15 protein-coding genes are annotated in these 20,515 nt (G+C 60.0%); 11 read left to right on the top strand and 4 right to left on the bottom strand.

Features of this window, described 5'->3' with window-relative positions; all coding sequences use genetic code 11:
* Positions 1–82 precede the first annotated feature (82 nt).
* Together Q674_RS27030 and Q674_RS27025 are read right to left on the bottom strand one after the other, a co-directional pair.
* The gene (locus Q674_RS27030; protein ID WP_011784033.1) at positions 83–841 is read right to left on the bottom strand and encodes a LytR/AlgR family response regulator transcription factor; all 759 of its coding nucleotides are present in this window, start codon (positions 839–841) and stop codon (positions 83–85) included.
* Positions 838–1,896 (bottom strand): sensor histidine kinase, encoded by a 1,059-nt coding sequence (locus Q674_RS27025; protein WP_023008376.1) that lies wholly within the window; start codon positions 1,894–1,896, stop codon positions 838–840. The genes Q674_RS27030 and Q674_RS27025 overlap by 4 nt, the downstream gene beginning before the upstream one ends.
* A gap of 119 nt (positions 1,897–2,015) precedes the next feature.
* Here Q674_RS27025 and argH point away from each other — a divergent pair, with 119 nt between their 5' ends.
* From argH to Q674_RS27010, 3 genes are all read left to right on the top strand, one after another.
* Positions 2,016–3,425, top strand: a complete 1,410-nt coding sequence (gene argH, locus Q674_RS27020; protein ID WP_023008375.1) for an argininosuccinate lyase — start codon at positions 2,016–2,018, stop codon at positions 3,423–3,425.
* A 144-nt stretch (positions 3,426–3,569) separates the two neighbouring features.
* On the top strand, positions 3,570–5,669 hold the full coding sequence (locus Q674_RS27015; RefSeq protein WP_023008374.1) for a T6SS phospholipase effector Tle1-like catalytic domain-containing protein: 2,100 nt from the start codon (positions 3,570–3,572) through the stop codon (positions 5,667–5,669).
* Complete coding sequence (locus tag Q674_RS27010) at positions 5,669–6,271, top strand: DUF2931 family protein (RefSeq protein WP_023008373.1); 603 nt, start codon at positions 5,669–5,671, stop codon at positions 6,269–6,271. The genes Q674_RS27015 and Q674_RS27010 overlap by 1 nt, the downstream gene beginning before the upstream one ends.
* 72 nt (positions 6,272–6,343) lie before the next feature.
* On the opposite strand, the gene Q674_RS27005 is transcribed toward Q674_RS27010, so the two are convergent.
* Positions 6,344–8,788, bottom strand: a complete 2,445-nt coding sequence (locus Q674_RS27005) for an EAL domain-containing protein (RefSeq protein WP_023008372.1) — start codon at positions 8,786–8,788, stop codon at positions 6,344–6,346.
* Between the two features lie 127 nt (positions 8,789–8,915).
* On the opposite strand from Q674_RS27005, the gene Q674_RS27000 reads away from it, so the two are divergent.
* The 7 genes from Q674_RS27000 (at position 8,916) to Q674_RS26975 (ending at position 17,394) form a co-directional block, all read left to right on the top strand.
* The gene (locus Q674_RS27000) at positions 8,916–11,765 is read left to right on the top strand and encodes a class I adenylate cyclase (RefSeq protein ID WP_011784037.1); all 2,850 of its coding nucleotides are present in this window, start codon (positions 8,916–8,918) and stop codon (positions 11,763–11,765) included.
* Between the two features lie 71 nt (positions 11,766–11,836).
* Positions 11,837–12,031, top strand: coding sequence for an LPS translocon maturation chaperone LptM (gene lptM, locus Q674_RS0120640; protein ID WP_022992130.1), 195 nt, complete (start codon positions 11,837–11,839; stop codon positions 12,029–12,031).
* A 35-nt stretch (positions 12,032–12,066) separates the two neighbouring features.
* Positions 12,067–13,317, top strand: coding sequence for a diaminopimelate decarboxylase (lysA, locus tag Q674_RS26995; protein WP_023008371.1), 1,251 nt, complete (start codon positions 12,067–12,069; stop codon positions 13,315–13,317).
* Positions 13,318–13,331: 14 nt separating this feature from the next.
* Positions 13,332–14,258 carry a diaminopimelate epimerase gene (gene dapF / locus Q674_RS26990; protein ID WP_031209911.1) on the top strand — a complete coding sequence of 309 codons (927 nt, stop codon included), beginning with the start codon at positions 13,332–13,334 and terminating at the stop codon, positions 14,256–14,258.
* Positions 14,259–14,276: 18 nt separating this feature from the next.
* Positions 14,277–15,026 (top strand): DUF484 family protein, encoded by a 750-nt coding sequence (locus Q674_RS26985; protein WP_011784041.1) that lies wholly within the window; start codon positions 14,277–14,279, stop codon positions 15,024–15,026.
* Positions 15,023–15,997, top strand: a complete 975-nt coding sequence (gene xerC / locus Q674_RS26980; protein WP_031209908.1) for a tyrosine recombinase XerC — start codon at positions 15,023–15,025, stop codon at positions 15,995–15,997. Before Q674_RS26985 ends, xerC begins: the two co-directional genes overlap by 4 nt.
* A gap of 11 nt (positions 15,998–16,008) precedes the next feature.
* Positions 16,009–17,394: a GGDEF domain-containing protein gene (locus Q674_RS26975; RefSeq protein ID WP_022992133.1), complete on the top strand. Its 1,386-nt coding sequence runs from the start codon at positions 16,009–16,011 to the stop codon at positions 17,392–17,394.
* Between the two features lie 9 nt (positions 17,395–17,403).
* Here Q674_RS26975 and Q674_RS26970 read toward each other — a convergent pair whose 3' ends face one another.
* Positions 17,404–17,637 (bottom strand): DUF2789 domain-containing protein, encoded by a 234-nt coding sequence (locus tag Q674_RS26970; protein ID WP_011784044.1) that lies wholly within the window; start codon positions 17,635–17,637, stop codon positions 17,404–17,406.
* 117 nt (positions 17,638–17,754) lie between these two features.
* Here Q674_RS26970 and Q674_RS26965 point away from each other — a divergent pair, with 117 nt between their 5' ends.
* Positions 17,755–20,502, top strand: a complete 2,748-nt coding sequence (locus Q674_RS26965; RefSeq protein ID WP_023008370.1) for an ATP-binding protein — start codon at positions 17,755–17,757, stop codon at positions 20,500–20,502.
* Positions 20,503–20,515 lie beyond the last annotated feature (13 nt).

The following is a 20,515-nucleotide window of genomic DNA, read 5'->3' as shown; positions in this document are numbered from 1 at the left end:
ACTCACTGTCGTTCGGGAAAATGTGCCCCAAGGTTACCTTGTGGCAGAAAAAAAGTCCCGCGGTGAACCCCCGCCTACCCCCTCAGGGGGAGGGTTGGTGTTCGTGTAACCATTGGCGGACCGTACTGGCATGGCGGCGGCTGACCGGCAGCAGGGTGGCATTGCCTTTCAGTGCCAGCTGATTCTGTCCATCGGACGACCGCCGCAGCCCCTGGATAAAGCGCACGCCAACCAGTGTGTGTCGGTGGACGCGCAGAAGGTGATCCGGGTAAGCCTGCTCCAGTTCTTTCAGGGTGTAGTCGCACACCGTCTCGCCGTGGCGGTGGTGCAGAGTCACGTACTTCTGGTCGGCCTCACAGTAGTACAGATCTGACAGGTCGATCAGTTCGGTGCCTCGGTGCGTGCGCACCGCCAGTTGGTCGTTACCGGCATCGGTACTTTGCGCCAGGGCTTGCCTCTGTACCCGGTTCAGCTTGCCGGCCCGGGCCAGAGCATCGGCCAGCGCCTCACGCCGGACCGGTTTGAGCAGATAGGCGACGGCGCGAACCTCGAACGCCTGGATGGCATAGTGGTCATAGGCGGTACAAAAAATCACTGCGGGCGGATTGTGGAGCTTGCTGAGCTGGTCGGCTGCTTCCATGCCATCCATGCCGGGCATACGGATGTCCAGCAGCAGGATATCCGGTTCCAGTTCGGCCACTTTGCGCAAGGTGTCGTTGCCATCCACCGCTTCGCCACAAACCCGGTAATCCGGCAGGGCTTCTAGCAGGCGCTGAATGCGCTGGCGGGCGAGGGGTTCGTCATCGGCAATCAGTACGCGTTTGCTGTCTTCGGTATTCATGGCCTGTTTCGTGACTGACGGTTGCTGGTGTTGATGCTGCGCCGGGGCAGGCGAAGGGTGACGGTGTAGGTATTGCCCTGGCGACTGTGTTTGAGCACGGCCGGTTCGCCAAACAGTGCCTGTAGTCTGGCCTGGGTGTTACTCAGGGCGACCCGGTTGCCCTGATGCTGGCGTTCCGTAGATTCCGGCGCGGGATTCTGCACCAGAAGGTAGACAAAGTGATCCTTGGCCGATACTTCGACCCGGACGACACCGCCTTCCGGCCGCGGCTGAATGCCGTGATAGATGGCATTTTCCACCAGCGGCTGCAGTGTCAGGGGTGGTATTACCTGTTGCCCGAGTCCGGGTTGAATATCCCACTCCAGTTGCAGGCGTTCCCCCAGTCTCAGAGACTCAATCGCCAGGTAGCGCTGGCACAGTTCCAGCTCACGGTTCAGGGGAATGAGCTGGTCGTCGGTGCGCAGGCTGGCCCGGAACAGTTCCGACAGATCCAGCACTGCTTCTTCCGCCTGCTCCGGATTGGTGGCAATCAGGCTGGCAATGGTGTTCATGCTGTTAAACAGAAAGTGTGGCTGGATCCGGGCCTGCAAGGAGGTCAGCCGGGCCTGCATTTCCGCCTCACGCTGTTGCTGCCACTGGTGCTGAAGGTAAAAATAACGCAGCACCATCAGGACAATCAGCAGTGCCAGTAACAGCTTCTTGGCAATGCCCTGCCAGAGCGCCACGCCCGGCTGCGGGTGCAATACGCTGTCGGCAAACAGGCTGAACGCCAGTACGTCCAGCAAGACAATGGCGGCGATGGTCATCGTGGCGCGGCTGTTGCTCATGCGGGCCAGGCGGGGGCGCAACAGACAGATCAGTGCGGCGCTGGTGAGGGTGGTCCATTGCACGAACAGGGACAGCAGACCGAAGTAGTTCCAGTCGATCCAGCTGTTCTGTGCCTGCACGATGGCCAGCACCAGAACCAGCAGTTCGCTGGTAATCAACAGCATGAACACGGCCCGCACACGACACAGATCGGGCACGTAGAAGCTGTCGGTGTCCTTGTGGTTCATGCCTTTGTCGGGTTTCAGGGGAGTCTCCTTAACCGGGGCCGGAATGCTATACTGCCGCAACTTTTAACTTATCCATTGCCGGCATGATGATGCCGGGCTGTCAGCAGGAAAGATAGACCATGACGGATCAGAAAAAGTCTGACCAGACCACATCCTCCGAAAAACCCTGGGGTGGCCGCTTCAGCGAGCCTACCGATGCCTTTGTTGAACGCTTCACCGCCTCGGTGGGCTTCGACCAGCGCCTGTATCATCATGATATTACCGGCTCCATCGCCCATGCCACCATGTTGGCGAAGGTGGGTGTGCTGACGGACGCCGAGCGCGACCAGATCATCGACGGCCTGAAGGGCGTGAAGGAAGACATCGAAGCCGGGCGCTTCGAATGGTCCGTCAGCCTGGAAGATGTGCACATGAACATCGAAGCCCGGCTCACCGATCGCATCGGCATCACCGGCAAGAAACTGCATACCGGCCGCAGCCGGAATGATCAGGTCGCCACCGATATCCGGCTGTACCTGCGCGATGAAATCGACGTGATTGCCGAGGAACTGGCGCGCCTGCAGGCTGGCTTGCTGGACCTGGCCGAGCGCGAGGCAGACACCATTATGCCCGGCTTTACCCACCTGCAGACCGCCCAGCCGGTTACCTTTGGCCACCATTTGCTGGCCTGGTACGAAATGCTGGTGCGCGATGCCGATCGTCTGCAGGATTGCCGCAAGCGGGTGAACGTGATGCCTCTGGGGGCTGCTGCCCTGGCCGGCACCACTTACCCGATTGACCGCAATCTGACCGCCGAACTGCTGGGCTTTGACCGGCCCACTGAAAACAGCCTGGATTCGGTCTCCGACCGGGATTTCGCCATTGAATTCTGCAGTTTCGCCGCGCTGCTGATGACCCACCTGTCCCGGTTCAGTGAAGAGCTTGTGCTCTGGACCTCCGCCCAGTTCGATTTCATCGACCTGCCGGACCGGTTCTGCACCGGTTCCTCGATCATGCCCCAGAAGAAAAACCCGGATGTACCCGAGCTGGTGCGTGGCAAGACCGGCCGGGTAAACGGCCATCTGATCAGCCTGCTGACCCTGATGAAGAGCCAGCCGCTGGCCTACAACAAGGACAATCAGGAAGACAAAGAGCCGCTGTTCGACACGGTCGATACCATCAAGGGCTGCCTGAAGGCCTACGCCGACATGATCCCGGCCATCAGGGCCAAGGCCGACAACATGCGGGTAGCCGCCAAGCGGGGCTTCTCCACCGCCACGGATCTGGCTGATTACCTGGTCAAGAAAGGCGTGCCGTTCCGTGATGCCCATGAGATTGTCGGCAAGTCAGTTGCTTTCGGTGTCGCCGAAGGTCGTGACCTGTCAGATATGACGCTGGAGGAACTTCAACAGTTCTCCGATGTGATCGGCGAAGATGTGTTCGACGTGCTGACCCTGGAAGGTTCCGTGCAGGCCCGTGATCATCTGGGTGGAACTGCGCCAAACCAGGTACGTGCAGCGGTGGCCCGCGCTCGGAAAACTCTGGCATAGTCGATTGGCTGTCATGGGCGAGGCAGTTTAGAAAAAAAGTTTATGACAAAACCGTAAAGTGCGGTTTTGTCATAAATACACAATATCGGCTAGGATTGTCCGACTAACTTTACCTGCTTGCTACCGTCAACAAGGACGCTGACGATGAGCTTTGTGAAACTGGTCAGGCCTTCAGAATTGAAGGTCCTCGACATTCCCTTTGTTGAAACTCCTTTTTTTGCTGCCGACAGGGCCCGCCTCCTGGTTGAGCAGGACAACCATCTTCGTTCAAGCATGCAATCGCTGTTCAGGTATGGCTCTGGTGACCGACGGAACCTAGCGGAAACTGTCCATCGGGCGGTCAGAGACGGCGAGTTGATGTTGGTCTGTTCGGAGTGGAATAAGCCTTTCTCGCCGATGGTGACCTGGCGGCCAGACAACAGTCTGCCTGCCGGTGGCCAGTGGCGGATAGAGGGCAGTTGGCTGAACGTTCCATCTGAGATTGAGTGTGCAGTAGCAGAGCTGAACAACTGTGGCATTACCTGCGAGCAGTTGCGCCAATCCGAATCCTGGGGTGTCGGGTCGCTGGAAGTGAACATGTTCTCAATGAACTACCGGCAGCGTCAGCGCCGGGAGCGGGCGGCTCAAGGTAGCGTGGATGACCATCGGCTGAGCCTGCCCTTAGGGGCTTCCGCACTGGTGGCTCCCGTGTTGATGTCTGCAGCATCCGCAACCGAAGACGCTAAGGCAGACTCCTCTCAGGCACCCGCCCCAAAGATACACCTGGAAGTGGGCCTGTTTACCGATGGCACCATGAACAACGCCGCCAATACCCGGGCCTTCGTTGAGCAGCTGGAGCAGGAGTGCCTGATTCCCTACGAAAATAACACCATCGGCCGGGAAGAGTGTGAGCGGCGGATGGGTCTGATGTTGGGCGACAGTTACGCCAATGCGGCCAGCAATGTGGCGAAGCTGTGGGATTTGTACGTCGAAGACGAAAAAGAGGAGGGTACCAGCACCTACCGGCGTAAAATTTATGCTCCTGGGGCTGGCACCAAGACTGGCGAGGATGATGTGATGTATAGCGCAGCCACCGGCATGGGGGAGGCCGGCGTTATCGCACAGGTGGACTATGCTTTCTCGCAACTGGCCTTGCGGGTGAAAGAAGTCTTGCAGAACCTGCCCGCCGACCGTCTGGACAAACCCATCGACAAACTTACGTTGGACCTGTTCGGCTTCAGCCGGGGCGCGGCGGCTGGCCGCCATACTGCACACGAGATAAATCAGGGGGAGAATGGTCTGCTGGCCCAGATGCTGGCTGACAGCGGTATCCTCTGGCCGAAGACGGTAGAAATTCGCTTCGTGGGGCTGTTCGACTCCGTGGCCGCCATCGTTAACCTCGCTGCTGGTGATGCGTTGGCCCATAACAACCGCAACCACCCGGTGGAGTTGTACCTGGATCCAGGCAAGGTGGGCCAGGCGGTGCACCTGACCGCGGCCCATGAGCACCGCAGGAACTTTGCCCTTAACAGTCTGCGAAGCCGCGACGGCAGCTTGCCGGCCAACTTCCGGGAAATTTCCCTGCCGGGTGTTCATTCCGATATTGGCGGTGGCTACGGCGACAGCCAGCGAGAGGACGTGCTGTTAAGCCTCAGGTTACAGGTGCCTCGCGACCGGCTGAGCAGGCCGGACCAAACCCTCCAATGGGATAACCTGGAGGCCAAGCGGCAACAGATAGAGGCGGCAGGCTGGATTGGCCCATATAATCTGCCGGTACGGCAATCCGAGCAATTGCAGGCATGGCCGAAAGACCAGGGCCCGGAAGGGCCAGCCCGGTTGGACATTGTCACCCTGCGCCACGAGCACCCGGCCCAGGATGGCCGGGTAGAACTGGTGTTGCGGATGCTGCGCCAGGTGCGGGGGGAGTATTCACGGGTGCCTCTTCGGTTGATGCACCGATTGGCGGTAGAACAGGAAGTGCCACTGAGAGAAGTTGATCCCACTGATGAGACCGTGTTGATACAGGGTGAACTTGAACCCATCCTTCAACAAATTCTGGAACAGGTTGTACAAGGGAATGACGCCCCCTCACTGACCACGGAACATGAGAACTTGTTGCTCCAGCGCTATATCCATTACTCGGCGCACTACAACGCTATTGAGACCATGGTGGCGGGCTTGCCTGCGAAGTTGCAGGGGTTTCATCCCAATGCACCAGCACCTTCAGGCGAGCGCCTGGTGTATCCACAGACAGAGGGCGACTAATGATTCAGAAAATACTGGCCATGGGAGTCATGGCCATCGCCCTGTTGGGCAGCGGCTGTTCGGCGTGGTCGAAGGCGGACGACACTCTTTGGATGGTCAGGATAGCGGCGCCACAGCACTACGAAGTGTGGGTGACTGATATGTTCCTGGAGAAGTCGGGTGAGCGGAGCTGGCGCCAGCCGATAGGCACGGTGGGGTGCTGCTGGAAGGGGGCCCGTGGCCCAACCGGGCCTGGGGGCAGAGCTGACCCCTTTCCGGAACTGATTCTGGTCAAGTGGTTTTCCTACGCGGAGCAGAAATATTACACCAAGATCATTCAGGTGCCGGAAGACCTGCTGGACCGAATGCGGGAGCCGGCAACCTATGTTACGCAGGTTGATGTGCGCTCAGGCCCCCGGAACCTCCTGACCATTGGCCTGGCGCCCGGCGGTACCGTGGTGGTCTGGATTTCGAACCAGATTGGCAACGAGATCGAGGTGATGCGCATGCAGGCCACGGAGTTGCCGGGTGACCCTTCCCGGTTCACGGAACGCACAAAAGGCTATCTCGAAAGGAACGGCGATTACCTCAGGGAACACGGAATCCCGACGGAGGGCTGGTAAGCAGCCGCGGAAGCGGTTCTGAAGTGATCCAGTGTGAGGTCGGGGTAGAATGAAGCCTGCCCTCAACATAACTTAGCCGCCGATCCAGCCCGTACTCAGCTCAACCCCTACCGGCTTCAGCTCCGCCAGCGGTCGGGGCCTTGATAACCGGTAACCCTGGCCAAAATGGATGCCCAGGGTACGGACCTTTCTCAGGGTTTCGTCGCTCTCGATAAAGGTGGCAACGGTCTCCTTGCCTGCGGCTTCTGCAATACGATGCAGGGCATCCACCATTACTTGCTGAACCGGGTCATCCTCCAGATGATCCATCACCCGTCTATCCAGTTTGATGATATCCACCGGCAGCTGGGCGGCCAGGCTGTAGCTTTCCACGGAGGCACCAGCGCCCTCCAGAGCCACCCGGCAACCGATTCGATGCAGTGCATCGCAGAGCACGGCCACTTCGTCCGGATACTGGGTGGCATGGGCTTCCCGGATCTCCAGGCAGAAGCACTCCGCCCGGAACGGTGAGGGTGCCAGTAGCTGTTCCATGAAATCGGCAAAGGTGTCATCCAGTACCGAGGCCAGAGACAGGTTGAAGCCGCAGTATTTCAGCCTTGGTTCCAGCAGTCGGTGCTGCCCCAGCCAGTCCAGGGTCTGACGGATGACCTGACGGTCCAGCCGTTTGGCCAGGTCAAAGCGCTCGGCCAGGGGCAGGAACTGTCCAGGCAGGAGTGTGTTGTTGTCCGGCTCCCGGCCAGGAATGCGGCACAGTATTTCAATATGGTCGCCCCAGGTCACACTCGCCACCGGCTTCAGAGCCTGGAACTCAAGGATCAGTTGATGCTGGTCCAGGGCTTGGCGCAGCTGTTCCATCTGCTTGTCTGTACCGGTATCGCCGGCGGCATCCGGCAGTGCATGGGCGGTGTGGATCCGGTTCCGGCCTGAAGTCTTGGCGGTATGGCACAAGTCCGCAGCCTGGGTGAGCAGGGTGTCGGCCCGTTCCGGCAACTCACTGTCCAGAATCAGCAGACCGCCGCTGGTAGTGGTCTGCAGGGTATGCCCCTGCCATTCAAACTGGAACTGGGCAATCTGTTCGCGGATTTCCTCGGCGATCTTTCTCGCTCTGGGTTCCGGGCAATTCTCGATGAACAGCGCAAAGGTATCGCCGGCCAGTCGTGCCAGGGCATCACGCTGTCGTACGCGCAGCCCGAGCATGGCGGCCAGTTCCCGCAGGTAGCGGTCGCAGGTGCCGCTGCCAGCGTCCTCGTTGAACTGTTCGAAGTTGTCCAGATCCAGAAACAGCAGCCCGTCGGTGCTCTGGCGTTTGTGGCGATGGCCCATGGCCCGTTCCAGGTGTTCGATGAAAGAACGGCGATTCATCAGTCCGGTGACCGGATCGTGTCGCATGCGGTAATCGCTGTTGCTGGTGTGCTGGATCCGGTTGCTGATATCGCGTGCGACATGAACGGCCCCGGTGACCTCACCCCGGTCTCCGCGGATGCTCTGGAAGTGAAATTCGTAAATCGGCAGTCCCTCTCCCTGGCGGTTCAGGGGCATTTCTGCCACAAAATGCTCACGGTCGAAGGCCCGTTGCCATAGCCGTTCGATCAGTCTCCGCTCATTTGGGAAGTCCTTCAAAAGGCTGCGCAGGTTGTCTCCGGTCTTTGGCGTCAGGTCAAAGGCGTGTTGAAACTGCTGGCACCAGGGGGTGTTGAAATGCAACAGTCTTAACTCGGTGTCGATGGCTACCACCAGATCAGAGGATGCGGCGGTCGTGGCTTGAAGAATCTGCTGAGCCTGTTGTTTTTCCAGATCGTGGACCATGGCCTCGCTGTGGTTGACCATCACGCCGCCGAGTTTTTGCACCCGGCCGCCGTTCTTCAGAGCACGACCGGCCAGAGTAACCCGTTGTGGCCGTTGCCGGCTGGTGAGAATGGTCAGGTCCATGCTGAACGGCTGGCCGGTGCGCATACAGCGCCTGAACATCGCTCGTACCCGGTTCTGGCCTGTCTGGCAGTAAAACAGCGCCTGTTCCGGTGTCAGCTCGCTGCCGGCTTTGAGTTCCAGCAGGCGGTACATACCTTCGGACCAGCTGATCTCGTTGCTGGGCATGTCCAGTTCCCAGAGACCAAAGCCGGCATTCTGTTCCGCCAGTCGTTGAATCCGGCTATCCATGGCATCGCTGTCTCTGAGGGTAATCGAGGCGGTAGCGGCCTGGTCTGAATCCCGGACCTCCATTCGCAGCCCGAGCAGGGCAGTAAAGAAAAAGCCATCCTTGTGGCGAAACGTCACCAGCACTGTCTGGCCATTGTCGAGCCGGTGTCGGTGGGCGGGGGCGAAGGGATCGTCCTGGCGGGAAGCCAGAATATGCTGGACTTTCTGCCCGGTCAGATCGCTGATGTCGTAGCCAAACATGGTTTCTGCATGGCGATCAGCCTGGATGATCCGGCCATCGTCATCCACCCGAAGCAGGGTGGGCCGGATAACGGGGCCCGTCGGATCGGGCCGGTAGCGTTGAATCAGAAACTCTTTCACAGCTCGGGTGCCTCGCTCGGGCTGGCAGCGTGTTCACTGCCTGTGCTTTTATTTTTTTACAGGTTTTGCCACGATTCATTCATCATACTGACTATCTTGCCGAAAATAACCTCTTGCCGGAGCTCTCTTGACCGTTCACGCCGCGCCCATAGTTCTCGATTTCGAGGATGGAATCGACCGAAAGACGCTCAGGCGCCTGCGGGACCGGTTTCTGCTGGTTAACCAGCAGCGCTGGCAGCGGGCGTGCTCGGCACTGACCTACCGGCAGCAGATGGTGCTGGAGTTGTTGCCGCTGGTTTTTCACCGTAACCATCCGGCCTTGCCTGGCTATCTGGATGGTAACTGCCCGGACGGCTTCAGTGGTTACACGCCCGGCCAGGAAGTGCTGGACGCCGCCCGCCGTTACGCCCGTAGCTTTCACTATCGTGACAAGGGCACTCGAAAGCCTGATCTGGACAGTCTGTTCCTGATGGGAAGCCCTGGCACCCTCGGCCACTCGGTGGCCAGTGATCTGGATGTCTGGCTCTGCCACCGTCAGGATTTGCCGGCGTCGGGCATTCGGTGCCTGGAGCGAAAAGCCGAAAAACTGTCGGAATGGGCCGGTGGCCTGGGGGTGGAGCTGCACGTGTTTGTGTTCTCTGCCGCCGATTGGCGGGCCGGGCGACAGCGCGTGGAAGTCACCGGGGAAAACTGCGGCAGCGCCCAGCATTTTCTGTTGCTGGATGAGTTCTACCGCACCAGCATTCACCTCGCCGGCCAATATCCGTTGTGGTGGCTGATCCCGGTAGACCGGGAGGCCGATTACGACCACTGCCGGCGACAGCTGGTGGAGTGTCGGTTTATCCAGGCCAGGGATTACATCGACTTTGGCGCGGTGCCGGACATTCCTCCCGCAGAACTGCCTGGCGCTGGCATCTGGCAGCTCTACAAAGGAATCGATGCGCCCTGGAAAGCCATCCTCAAGCTGCTGTTGATTGAATGTTACGCCACCGACCGGGAGCGACCACTGCTCTCGGCCAGCTTCAAGCAGGCGGTTCACAATGGTGTGATCAGCGCCGATGCCCTGGACCCCTACGTGCTTTTGTACCAGAGACTGGAGCAGTGGTTGCTGGCCCGTGACGGCGCAGATCGGCTGGAGCTGGTGCGCCGAAGCCTGTACCTGAAATCCGGCTTGCCGCTCAGCCGGGCGGGTATGGTAGGTGACCCCTGGCGGGTCGAGTTGTTGCGCAGCCTGGTTGAAGGCTGGGGCTGGTCATCGGAGGATCTGGGCAGGCTGGACGATCGTCAGCGCTGGTGTGCCGAGGAAGTGATGGGGTTACGCCGGCGGGTGGTTGCCGAGCTTACCCACAGTTACCGCTTGCTGGCCAGATTGGCCCGGGAACAGGATGCACAGGCGTCGATCAGCGCCAATGACATCAACCTGCTGGGCCGCAAGCTCTATGCCGCCTTCCAGCGCAAGGCCGGTAAGGTCGAGCTGATCAATCCTGGGCTGGTGCCCTCGCTGGCAGAAGAGAATCTGTCGTTTCACCATCGCAGTGAACAGGGGGCAGCCGGAGACGGCTGGTTGTTGTACCGGGATCTTGAAGATCCGTCCGACGCCTTCTGGCAGCCGGTTATTCGCCGCGCCGGCAACCTGGCTGAGTTGCTTGTCTGGTGTTACTGCAACGGGCTGCTCAGTCGCAGTACACGGTTGAATGTGCGAGCGGGCCAGAGCGTGGCGTCGGTCAGCGAGTTGAAGGAAATACTGGATGTGCTGGCTGGTTTCCTGCCGGTGCCTATGCCCCCGGCGCCCCGGCAGGCCCTGTCCCGTGCAGTACGGCCGTTACGCAACCTGTTGTTGCTGAATGTGGCGGTGGACCCACAGGCTCATCTGACCGAGCGGGGGCTGCATAAACTCAGCGCCCGCAACGACTCGCTCGGGTTCAGTGGGGCCCGGGACAACCTGGTGGTGACCATCGACCAGATTACCCTGAACAGCTGGCACGAAGTCAGTCTGCAGCATTACGCGGCCGGGGATACCCTGATCCAGTGTTTGAAGAATGTGCTCGCTCAGGTGGCGATCAACCCTGCGGAATTGCCGGATATCCGAGTGATGGCGCCCAGCCGGGGGCACGGACAGGCCATTGCCCGGCGTGTGAGTGAGTTGTTTGCCGATGTGCTCCGACAGTTTTTTGCAGGCGGCACCGGCCCCCATCCCTTGCGTTATATCATCGAGATGGATCAGCGTTATTTTCTGCTCCAGTTCAATGGCCAGGAGCCGGGGTTTGTTGCCCTGGATAGCCGCGCGGCATTGATGGATGCCTTGTTCCAGCCCCAGGACAGTTTTCTGCCGGTGGTGCCGGATCGCTATGCTTTGCAGGATGCTCCCCTATTGAAAGCGGTATGTGAAGCCTCCGAAGCCGGTAACATCCAGGTATTCTGGCAGCTGCAGGGAGACCAGGGCCAGCTCTGGGTGGTGGATGAGTATGGCAGTCTGTGGCATCGCCAGCTGAAGGCCCAGCAACGCCGTCATCTACTGGCACCGTTATTGCGATTTCTGGACAGTGTTATTGAGCGCCGGCAGTTGCGCCAGGCAGATAATCTGGAGCCGGTCGCCGGTATCCGGTGTTACGAACTGGTACGCAGGGATGGCCGATGGCTGGCCGATCCGCGGCCAGAACTGGTCGCCGGAATGCCCTTGTCCGGCCTCGAAGTGCAGGCGGTGGGCGTGCAACAGGGTGACAGCATTCTGCGCTTTGATCTGTATTGCAACGATCAGGAGTTTACCGTGCAGGAATATGGCGACCGGTTGATTCCGGCGGTGGCCCATTACATCCGCTCCCTGCGGCAGAGTCCGGACCCCTATCCGGTGTATCTGACTGACCTGCATCTGCCCCACGATCTCGATCCACAGCTGTATCAGCGCGATATCCAGACCAGCCAGTACCTGTTCTACCGGGCGCAGTTGGAAGATGCCCTAAACCAGCACCTGTCCTGAACATGTGAATCCTCGCGGTGCGGCCCGGGTGTCGGGTATACTTCGGCCATTATTCACTCAGGGGATTGGGTATGCAGCTTGGGCTTGTGCGCCGCCTGGCCGTCGCGCTCTCGGTGTTTGTGGTTTTGATGGTATCCGGTTGTGGCCAGAAAGGGCCGCTGTACCGGAACGCGCCGGTGCCCGACGCCGTACCATCGCAGACTGGTGACACCGAGGCAGCTGCGGAGGCGGGCGAAAATGCCGATGAGGACAATGAACAGCCCTGAGCCAGACCACCCGACCTTAAGCTTTCAGGAACAGCATGGATCACTTCAATTACCGTAACGGCGAACTCTACGCCGAAGACGTTGCCGTTGCCGATATCGCCGAGCGCTTTGGTACGCCAGCCTACATCTATTCCCGGGCGACGCTGGAGCGCCATTACCGTGCTTACGATGAGGCCCTGAAGAATCGCCCTCATCTGGTGTGTTATGCGGTCAAGGCGAACAGCAATCTGGCCGTGCTCAATGTGCTGGCTCGTCTGGGGGCCGGTTTTGACATAGTCTCGGCCGGAGAGCTTGAACGTGTGCTTCGTGCCGGCGGGGATGCCGGTAAAGTGGTTTTTTCCGGCGTTGGCAAGCAGGAATGGGAAATGAAGCGGGCCCTGGAGGCCGGCGTTCGCTGTTTCAATGTCGAATCCGACACCGAGCTTGATCGCCTGAACAAGGTGGCTGGCGAACTGGGAGTGAAAGCGCCCATTTCCCTGCGAGTGAATCCGGACGTGGATGCGGGCACTCATCCTTATATCTCGACCGGCCTGAAGGAAAACAAGTTCGGCATCGATATCGCCGAGGCGCCGGCAGTCTATGCCCGGGCGGCCAGCCTGCCCAACCTGGATATCCACGGGGTGGACTGCCACATCGGCTCACAGCTGACGTCTGTTTCGCCGTTCCTGGATGCCCTGGACCGGGTACTTTCCCTGATCGACACTCTGGCAGAGCAGGGCATCCGTATTCGTCATCTTGATATGGGGGGCGGTCTGGGTGTGACCTACAACCAGGAAACCCCGCCGCAACCGGCAGATTATGTGAAAGCGCTCAATGAACGCCTGGGCGATCGGGAGCTGGAACTGGTGCTCGAGCCGGGCCGCTCCATTGCCGCGAATGCGGGTATTCTGGTGACCCGGGTAGAATTCCTGAAGTGCACCGAGCACCGGAATTTTGCCATCATCGATGCGGCCATGAATGATCTGATCCGACCCGCGCTCTACAGTGCCTGGCAGGCCATTATTCCGGTTCAGCCCCATCAGGACAGTGAGGAAAGGCCCTGGGACCTGGTGGGCCCGGTGTGCGAAACCGGCGATTTCCTCGGCAAGGATCGCTCTCTGCGCCTGAAAGCTGGCGATTTGCTGGCGGTACGCTCGGCCGGGGCCTACGGCTTTGTTATGGCCTCCAACTACAACACCCGCAACCGGCCCCCGGAGTTGATGGTGGACGGAGATCAGGTGCATGTGGTTCGGCGCCGGGAGACTCTGGACGACCAGCTGGCGCCGGAAAGTTGCCTGCCGGAATGAGCGGGGGGAACGAGATGTCTCAGCAACGACGTGGCCAGGGTCCGGTCCTGCGCTTTACCAAGATGCACGGGCTGGGTAACGACTTCATGGTGGTAGACGCCATCAGCCAGCCATTCCGGCTGGCCCCGGACACCATCCGGGAGCTGGCGGATCGCAATTTCGGGATCGGTTTTGATCAGCTGCTGGTGGTGGAGCCACCGGGGCTTCCGGATGTTGATTTTCGCTACCGCATTTTCAATGCCGATGGCTCGGAGGTGGAACAGTGCGGCAACGGAGCCCGCTGCTTCGCCCGCTTTGTGCGCGATCAGCGCCTGACCAACAAGCGTGTTATCCGGGTCCAGACTGCCAAGGGTGTGATTGAGCTCAAAGTGGGTCGGGATGGCCTGGTAGCGGTCAACATGGGGGTGCCGGAGCTCAACCCCCCCGCGATCCCCTTTGCAGCGGATCAGCGCAAGGATGTGTATACCGTCGACGTGAATGGTCAGACGGTCGAGCTGTCAGCCATCTCCATGGGTAATCCCCACGGAGTGCTGGTGGTGGACAATGTCGATACGGCGCCGGTGGAAAGCCTTGGCCCGCAGTTGGAAAAGCATCCCCGGTTTCCGGCCAAGGCCAACATTGGTTTTCTGCAGGTGATTGATCGCCGCCATGCCCGGTTGCGTGTGTTTGAACGGGGCTCCGGCGAAACACTCGCCTGCGGCAGCGGTGCCTGTGCAGCGGTGGTGGCCGGTTGTCTCCGCGGCTTGCTGGACAGCCGGGTCGAAGTCGAGTTGCGTGGCGGCAGGCTGGTCATTGAATGGCAGGGGGAAGGTACCCCTGTTATGATGGAAGGTCCTGCAACCACGGTATTTGAAGGCCAGTTGCGGCTGCCTGGCGAACCCCAGCCCCGGCGCCGCAGGAGTGCCCGCCCGAACACCCGACCTCATAAAAACGGGGCCTGAACCGATCAGGAGAACACGATGACAGAACAAACGGCCCGCCAGAAGGCCGGCGAACTCACCAGGGAACAGGTCGCAGAATATCTGAGGGCCAATCCGGACTTTTTTATCGGCCAGGACGAGCTGCTGCGCAGTTTGACTCTGCCCCATGACAGCGGCCGGGCGATTTCCCTGGTGGAGCGTCAGGTGCACCTGTTCCGGGAACAGCGGGACACGTTACGCCGGGAGCTGGTGGAACTGGTGTCCATCGCCCGCCACAACGACCGGTTGTTCGAGAAAAGCAAACGCCTGCTGATGCAGGTGATTGAAGCCCGTAACCTGCAGGATATGGCGGCTGCCATTGATGACAGTATCCGGGGTGATTTTGGTCTGGATGCCGCGTCGGTACTTCTGTTCAGTGAAACCGGTCAGCTTCAGTCACAGGGTGCCCTGCATATGGTGGATGCGGCCGCGGCACGCGAACGGTTGGGAAGCCTGCTGGAAGGGGAGCGGGCCGTTTGTGGCCAGTTCCGCGAGAATGAGCGTGAATTCCTGTTCCCGGACCGTGACGAGCCCATCGCCTCCGTTGCCCTTGTGCCCCTGCGCCACGAAGGTCTGGTGGGTGTGTTTGCTGTCGGCAGTTGTGAACCCGGTTACTTTGATCAGAGCATGGGCTCGCTGTTCCTGAGCTACATCAGTGACACCCTGAGCCGGCTTTTGCCGCCCATGCTCAAGCGCCATGGTACCGGCGCTCCGGTGACGGATCTGACGGCGGAGACCGGCCAGGGGTGAGCGTGGCGGCGAGTGACCACAAAGGATCAGCGAGCCAATTGGCGGCGCTGACCGGCTTCATTCGTCATCTGCAATCCGAGAAACGGCATTCACCCCGTACCTGCGAACACTATCAGCGCGACCTTCAGCGGCTGGTCGCCTGGCTTGCGGATAACGGCCTCAATGACTGGTCAGAGCTGTCTGCCCACGATGTTCGGCGCTACGTAGCCCGGCTCAGCCGGGATGGGCTGAGCGGACGCAGCATTGCCCGGCACCTGTCGTCGATTCGGCGTTTCTACCAGTACCTGCTTCGCGAAGGGCTTGCCATCGATAATCCGGCTCTGGACATCAGGGCGCCGAAAAGTGGTCGGCGTTTGCCCCGCGTTGCGGATGTTGATCAGATTGGCCAGTTACTGGATGCCACCCCCGAAGACCCCCTCGAAATCCGTGATCTGGCCATGTTCGAACTGATGTATTCCTCCGGCCTTCGGCTGGCGGAGCTGGCCGGGGCCGATCTGTCGGCTCTGGATCTGAAGGGCCCAGAAATCCGCGTTCTCGGTAAAGGTAACAAGGAGCGCGTGCTGCCGGTCGGCCGCAAGGCCGTGGCGGCGTTGCAACAGTGGTTGTCCTGCCGGCGGGCACTGGTCACCGAGGGTGAGAAGGCACTGTTTGTCAGCCAGCGGGGTACCCGCCTGAGCCGGCGCAGTATCCAGAGTCGCCTGTCTCGCTGGGGTATTCTGCACGGCGCGGACCAGCGTTTGCACCCCCACCTGCTCAGGCATTCCTTTGCCAGTCACATGCTGGAATCCAGTGGCGACCTGCGCGCGGTTCAGGAATTGCTGGGTCATGCGGACATTGCCACAACCCAGGTCTATACTCATCTTGACTTTCAACATCTTGCCCGGGTTTATGATCAGAGCCATCCCCGGGCGCGCCGCCGAACGACCGATCGCACCGGGTGTGAAGAGGAAGACCATCGTGCTGGCCAGTAAGGGAGTAGTTCATGGCATCTGAAGATTCCTGGAAAGAGAAATATCTCAGGGAACTGGAAGAGGCAGAGCATCGGGAAAAACAGTGGGAATCCGAACGTAATCTGCTGGAACGAATGCTGGTACGAACCAGTCTGGCCTCTGAAGGACAGCGACCGGAGCTGGACGAATTGTTGGGTCGGTTGCGGGAGGATATCCGTAAGAAGCAGATCAACCTGCAGCACTGGCGGGAGCTGCAGGACCAGATTGACCGGCAGATTACCCTGCTGGACGAGCAGGCCGGGCCTCAGACTGCGTTGCCGACACCGGAACCGAAAGCCACTGACGACCATGTGGATCTGGCGGATACCACCCAGCGACTGCGAATTGCCCGCCGCATAGGTCAGTTGCTGGGACAACTTTTGCAACAGGCTTCGCTGGAACCGCCTGCCGAAGCGGAAGCCCGGGAATTGCAGCAGACCTTGCTGACCAGCAACGACTGGGAAGTGCTCCGGGAGGGGCTGAACCGGGTCGCCGACCTGGTGATCGCCGCCATTACCCGCAGCCAGCGCGAATTCGAAGCCTTTCTGAAACGCCTGGATGAGCGTTTGCAGGCGTTACGAGAGCATTTTGCCCAGCAGAGTGATGTCCAGACTTGCCGTCAGGACGCCACAGCAATGCTCGACCGGGAAATCCGTGCCGAGCTGGACAGGGTGGCGGATGACATCCGCGCCAGCCACGACATTCAGGCTTTGAAACAGTCAGTCAGCCAGCGCCTGGAATTTATTGGCAGTGCGCTTGAGCGGTTCCGGACGTCTGAAAGCGAGCGCGAAAAGCTCCTGGCAAACCAATTGGAAGCCATGCAGGAAAAAGTCGCGGCCATGGAGGCGCACTCAGAACAGATGCAGGCCCAGGTACGTGAAGAGCGTCAGCGGGCCCTGACCGATCTGCTCACCCAGCTGCCTAACCGTGAAGCCTGGCAGGAACGGCTGTCGTTTGAATACAACCGCTGGTTGCGCTACCGGCATCCTCTCACGGTGGCTGTGTTGGACGTGGATCTGTTCAAGCGTATCAACGATTCCTATGGCCATAAGGCGGGGGATCGCGTGCTGCAGTTGGTGGCCCGGGAGATGAGCACTCGCCTGCGGTCGACGGATTTTATCGCCCGGTTCGGTGGCGAGGAGTTTGTGGTGCTTCTGCCGGAAACGCCCACAGATGAAGCCCGCAAGGTATTGGATTCCCTGCGCGAACATGTATCCGGCCTGCCGTTCCATTTCAGCGGCGAGCCGGTAAGCATTACCTTTTCAGCGGGGCTGACCGGTTTTCAGGACGACGACACCGAAGAGTCGGTGTTTGACCGGGCTGATCGGGCCCTCTATCAGGCCAAGGATGAGGGCCGAAATCGGGTGTCGGTGCTCTGACCCAGCCAATCAGTGCCTTAGCAGGGCATCCAGTTCATCAATCACCTCCGCCCAGTCGCTGTCATCTTCCAGCCCTTCCTCCAGAAAATGGGATTGGCTCTCTGACCAGAAGGGCGCATCCTGGATAGCGACTTCACTGGGTAATGGTGAATGTCGGGCGATGAAATGCTCGACTTCCGATTGACCGGAGGGCAGACCCAGTTGTTCGAACAGGGTGCTCAGGCTGTGTTTGCTGGTGTCCATGGTTACGTACCTCCATCAGCTCATTGGCAAAATGCAATCCTGCCCGTTTGCAGGTATGGTTTTCCTGAAATGTAGTGGACCCGCCGAGGATATCCAGTGAAGTCTCGTTCACAGTTCATGTTTTGCCTCCTGTTGCTGCTTTTTCAAGGGGCCGTGTTGGCGGATCCACCCCAGAATTCGCCGGCGCCCGTACTGGGCGTTGAAGATCTGCGTTGGCTGGCAGAACAGGATGGCTTCAATGTGGGGGTCAGGCATACCCAGGTGCCGCTGGTGTTCGATACCGGGGAGGGGCGCATGGCGGGCATCTGGGTGGACTACCTCAACCGCCTGTCCTCCAAGCTGGGATTGCCCATTGAGCCCTTTCTGATGAACCAGATGCTGGGCACTGAGCGGCCAGAGCCGGACCTGATCCTGACCACCCGACTGCCCGGCGCCCCGGTTATTCCCGGCGTGCGACACACAGCGCCCTTGATGTCACTCACCTACGGGGTGTTTGTAAATGCCGGCGACCCGGCAATCCGGACTCTGTCTGATCTGGAGGCAGCGAAGGTTGTCATTGTCGGCGACGACCCCAATCAGTTTCCGCTGCTGGACCCGGTGGAAAGCTTTACGCCGGTACCGGTTTCCAGCCTGGGTGAGGCGGTCAGCCGGGTTATGTCGGGCGAGGCAGATGCTTTTCTCGGGCCGGTTCCGGTGGTGTCTGACTACCTCGAATCGGCGATGATCAATGGTGTCGGGCTGGCGGTGTTGCTGGATCGGCGACCTGTGGATGTGGTGCTGCAGGTTCCCATTGAGCAGGAGCGCATGTTTCGGGTGTTTGATCGCACGGTATCGTCACTGACCCATCAGGAACATCGCAATATTCGCCAGTCCTGGTTGGCGGGGGAGCTGCCCGAAGTCGAGACCCGAAACGTGGCCCTGACCGCCGGTGAACTGGAATGGCTGGCCAGTAACTCGGAGATTACCGTCGGACTGAGGCCGGACTGGCCGCCGTTCGAGTTTGAACAGGATGGCCGGCCCACGGGGCTGGTCGCCGACTTGCTCAGCCGGCTGGAGAAGGATCTGGGGATTCGCTTCCAGCGAGTGACGGTAGACAGTCGGGCCGGCGCCGAGGAAAAACTGAAATCCGGTGAGCTGGACGTGCTTCCCGGCATGTCCCGCACGCCTCGTACCGAGCAGGAATTCCTGTTCACCCGGGCCTATGTCAACGTGCCCATTGCGCTGGCGATCCGCGACACCGGTCGCTTTATCGGAGACCTGCGTGAACTTCGGGATGAACGGGTCGGCGTGGTAAACCGCCAGGCCAGTCATGACTATCTGCTGATTAATCATCCGAATCTCGACCTCTATCCCCAGCAGACCGTGGAAGACGGGCTGCTTGCGCTTTCCAACGGCGATCTGGATGTGATGGTGACGCATATCCCGGCGGTAAGCTACACGGTGGCACGGCTCGGTCTGTCGAACCTGAGGATCACCAGTATTACCCCTTACCAGTACGATCTGAGACTGGCGGTCAGCCCGGCCCAGCCTGAGCTCCACCGCATTCTGAACAAGGCGCTGGGCAGTCTGCCGACGTCCGAAACCGAAGCCATCTATAATCGCTGGATTCACCTGGATATCGAACAGGAAGCCGATTACACCGTGGTTCGGCGGATCATTCTGATAGCCATCGTGGTGGTGCTGATCTTCCTGTACTGGAACCGCAAACTTTCACTGGAAGTGGATGAGCGAATCCGGTCCGAGAACGCGCTGCGCCGGAGTGAGGATGAACTCCGTGCCGCCAAGCTTGAGGCGGAGCGGCTGGCCCGGGAAGCGGAGGCTGCGAGCCGTGCCAAGAGCGAATTCCTGGCCAACATGTCCCACGAAATCCGAACGCCTATGAACGCGGTGATTGGCTACAGCGATCTGCTCTACAATTCGGTCACAGATCCTCAGCAGCGCAATTACCTCAATGCCATCCGGGCGGGCAGTCGAAGCCTCCTGATGCTGATCAATGACATTCTGGACCTGTCGCGGATCGAGGCCGGCAAGATGCGCCTGGATTTCGGCCCTGTGTCCGTGCGCCGGCTGCTCAGTGATGTCCGCCACATCTTTGACCTGCGGGCAACGGAGCAGGGCATTACCCTGGAAGTGAGCGTGGGGTCGGGTATGCCCTCGGCGATGATGCTGGACGAAACCCGCTTGCGACAGGTGCTGTTTAATCTGGTGGGCAATGCCATCAAATTCACCCACGACGGCGGAGTTACCGTGCGAGCGGTGGCCAAGCCGCTGGGCGAGCCGGCGGATGCCGATTCCGAGGTTTGTTACTACCGGCTGGTGGTGACCGTAGCTGACACCGGTATAGGCATAGCCCCGGACCAGCAGGAGCGCATTTTTGAAGCCTTCGAGCAGCAGGAAGGCCAGAGTTCCCGGCGTTATGGCGGTACCGGGCTGGGGCTTGCGATCAGCCGTAAACTGGTGGAAATGATGGGCGGCAGACTGACCGTGAAAAGTGAGGCCAATGTGGGCTCGACGTTCAAGGTGGTACTGCCCAGGGTAGAAGCGACGGTGGAGCAGGCTGATGACGATGGCGCGCCGGAGGAATCCGAGCGCCTGCTGGCCCAGACCATGAGCATGCATGAGCGGGGCTGGCTGCGGGAAAAACTGGCTGAAGACTTCGGTAATGAATGGCAGGAAGTGCGCGAGAGCGGCGACCCGGAACAGATGAAGGATTTCGCCGTGCGCATTATCGAATGGGGGCAGCGGCACCGCTCATCGTCGGTCACGCGCTACGGTGAGAAGCTGCTGGCGGATGTGGAGGCCTTTAATCTGGATGCGGTGAATACCGCCCTGGATGCATTCCCCCGCCTACTGGGACAGGAATAGCCTGGGCTACAGG

The sequence above is a fragment of the Marinobacter sp. EVN1 genome (assembly GCF_000475375.1).
Lineage (GTDB): Bacteria > Pseudomonadota > Gammaproteobacteria > Pseudomonadales > Oleiphilaceae > Marinobacter > Marinobacter nauticus.
Note: the sequence above shows the minus strand (reverse complement) of the source record. Positions and strands in the feature narration are given on the sequence as shown.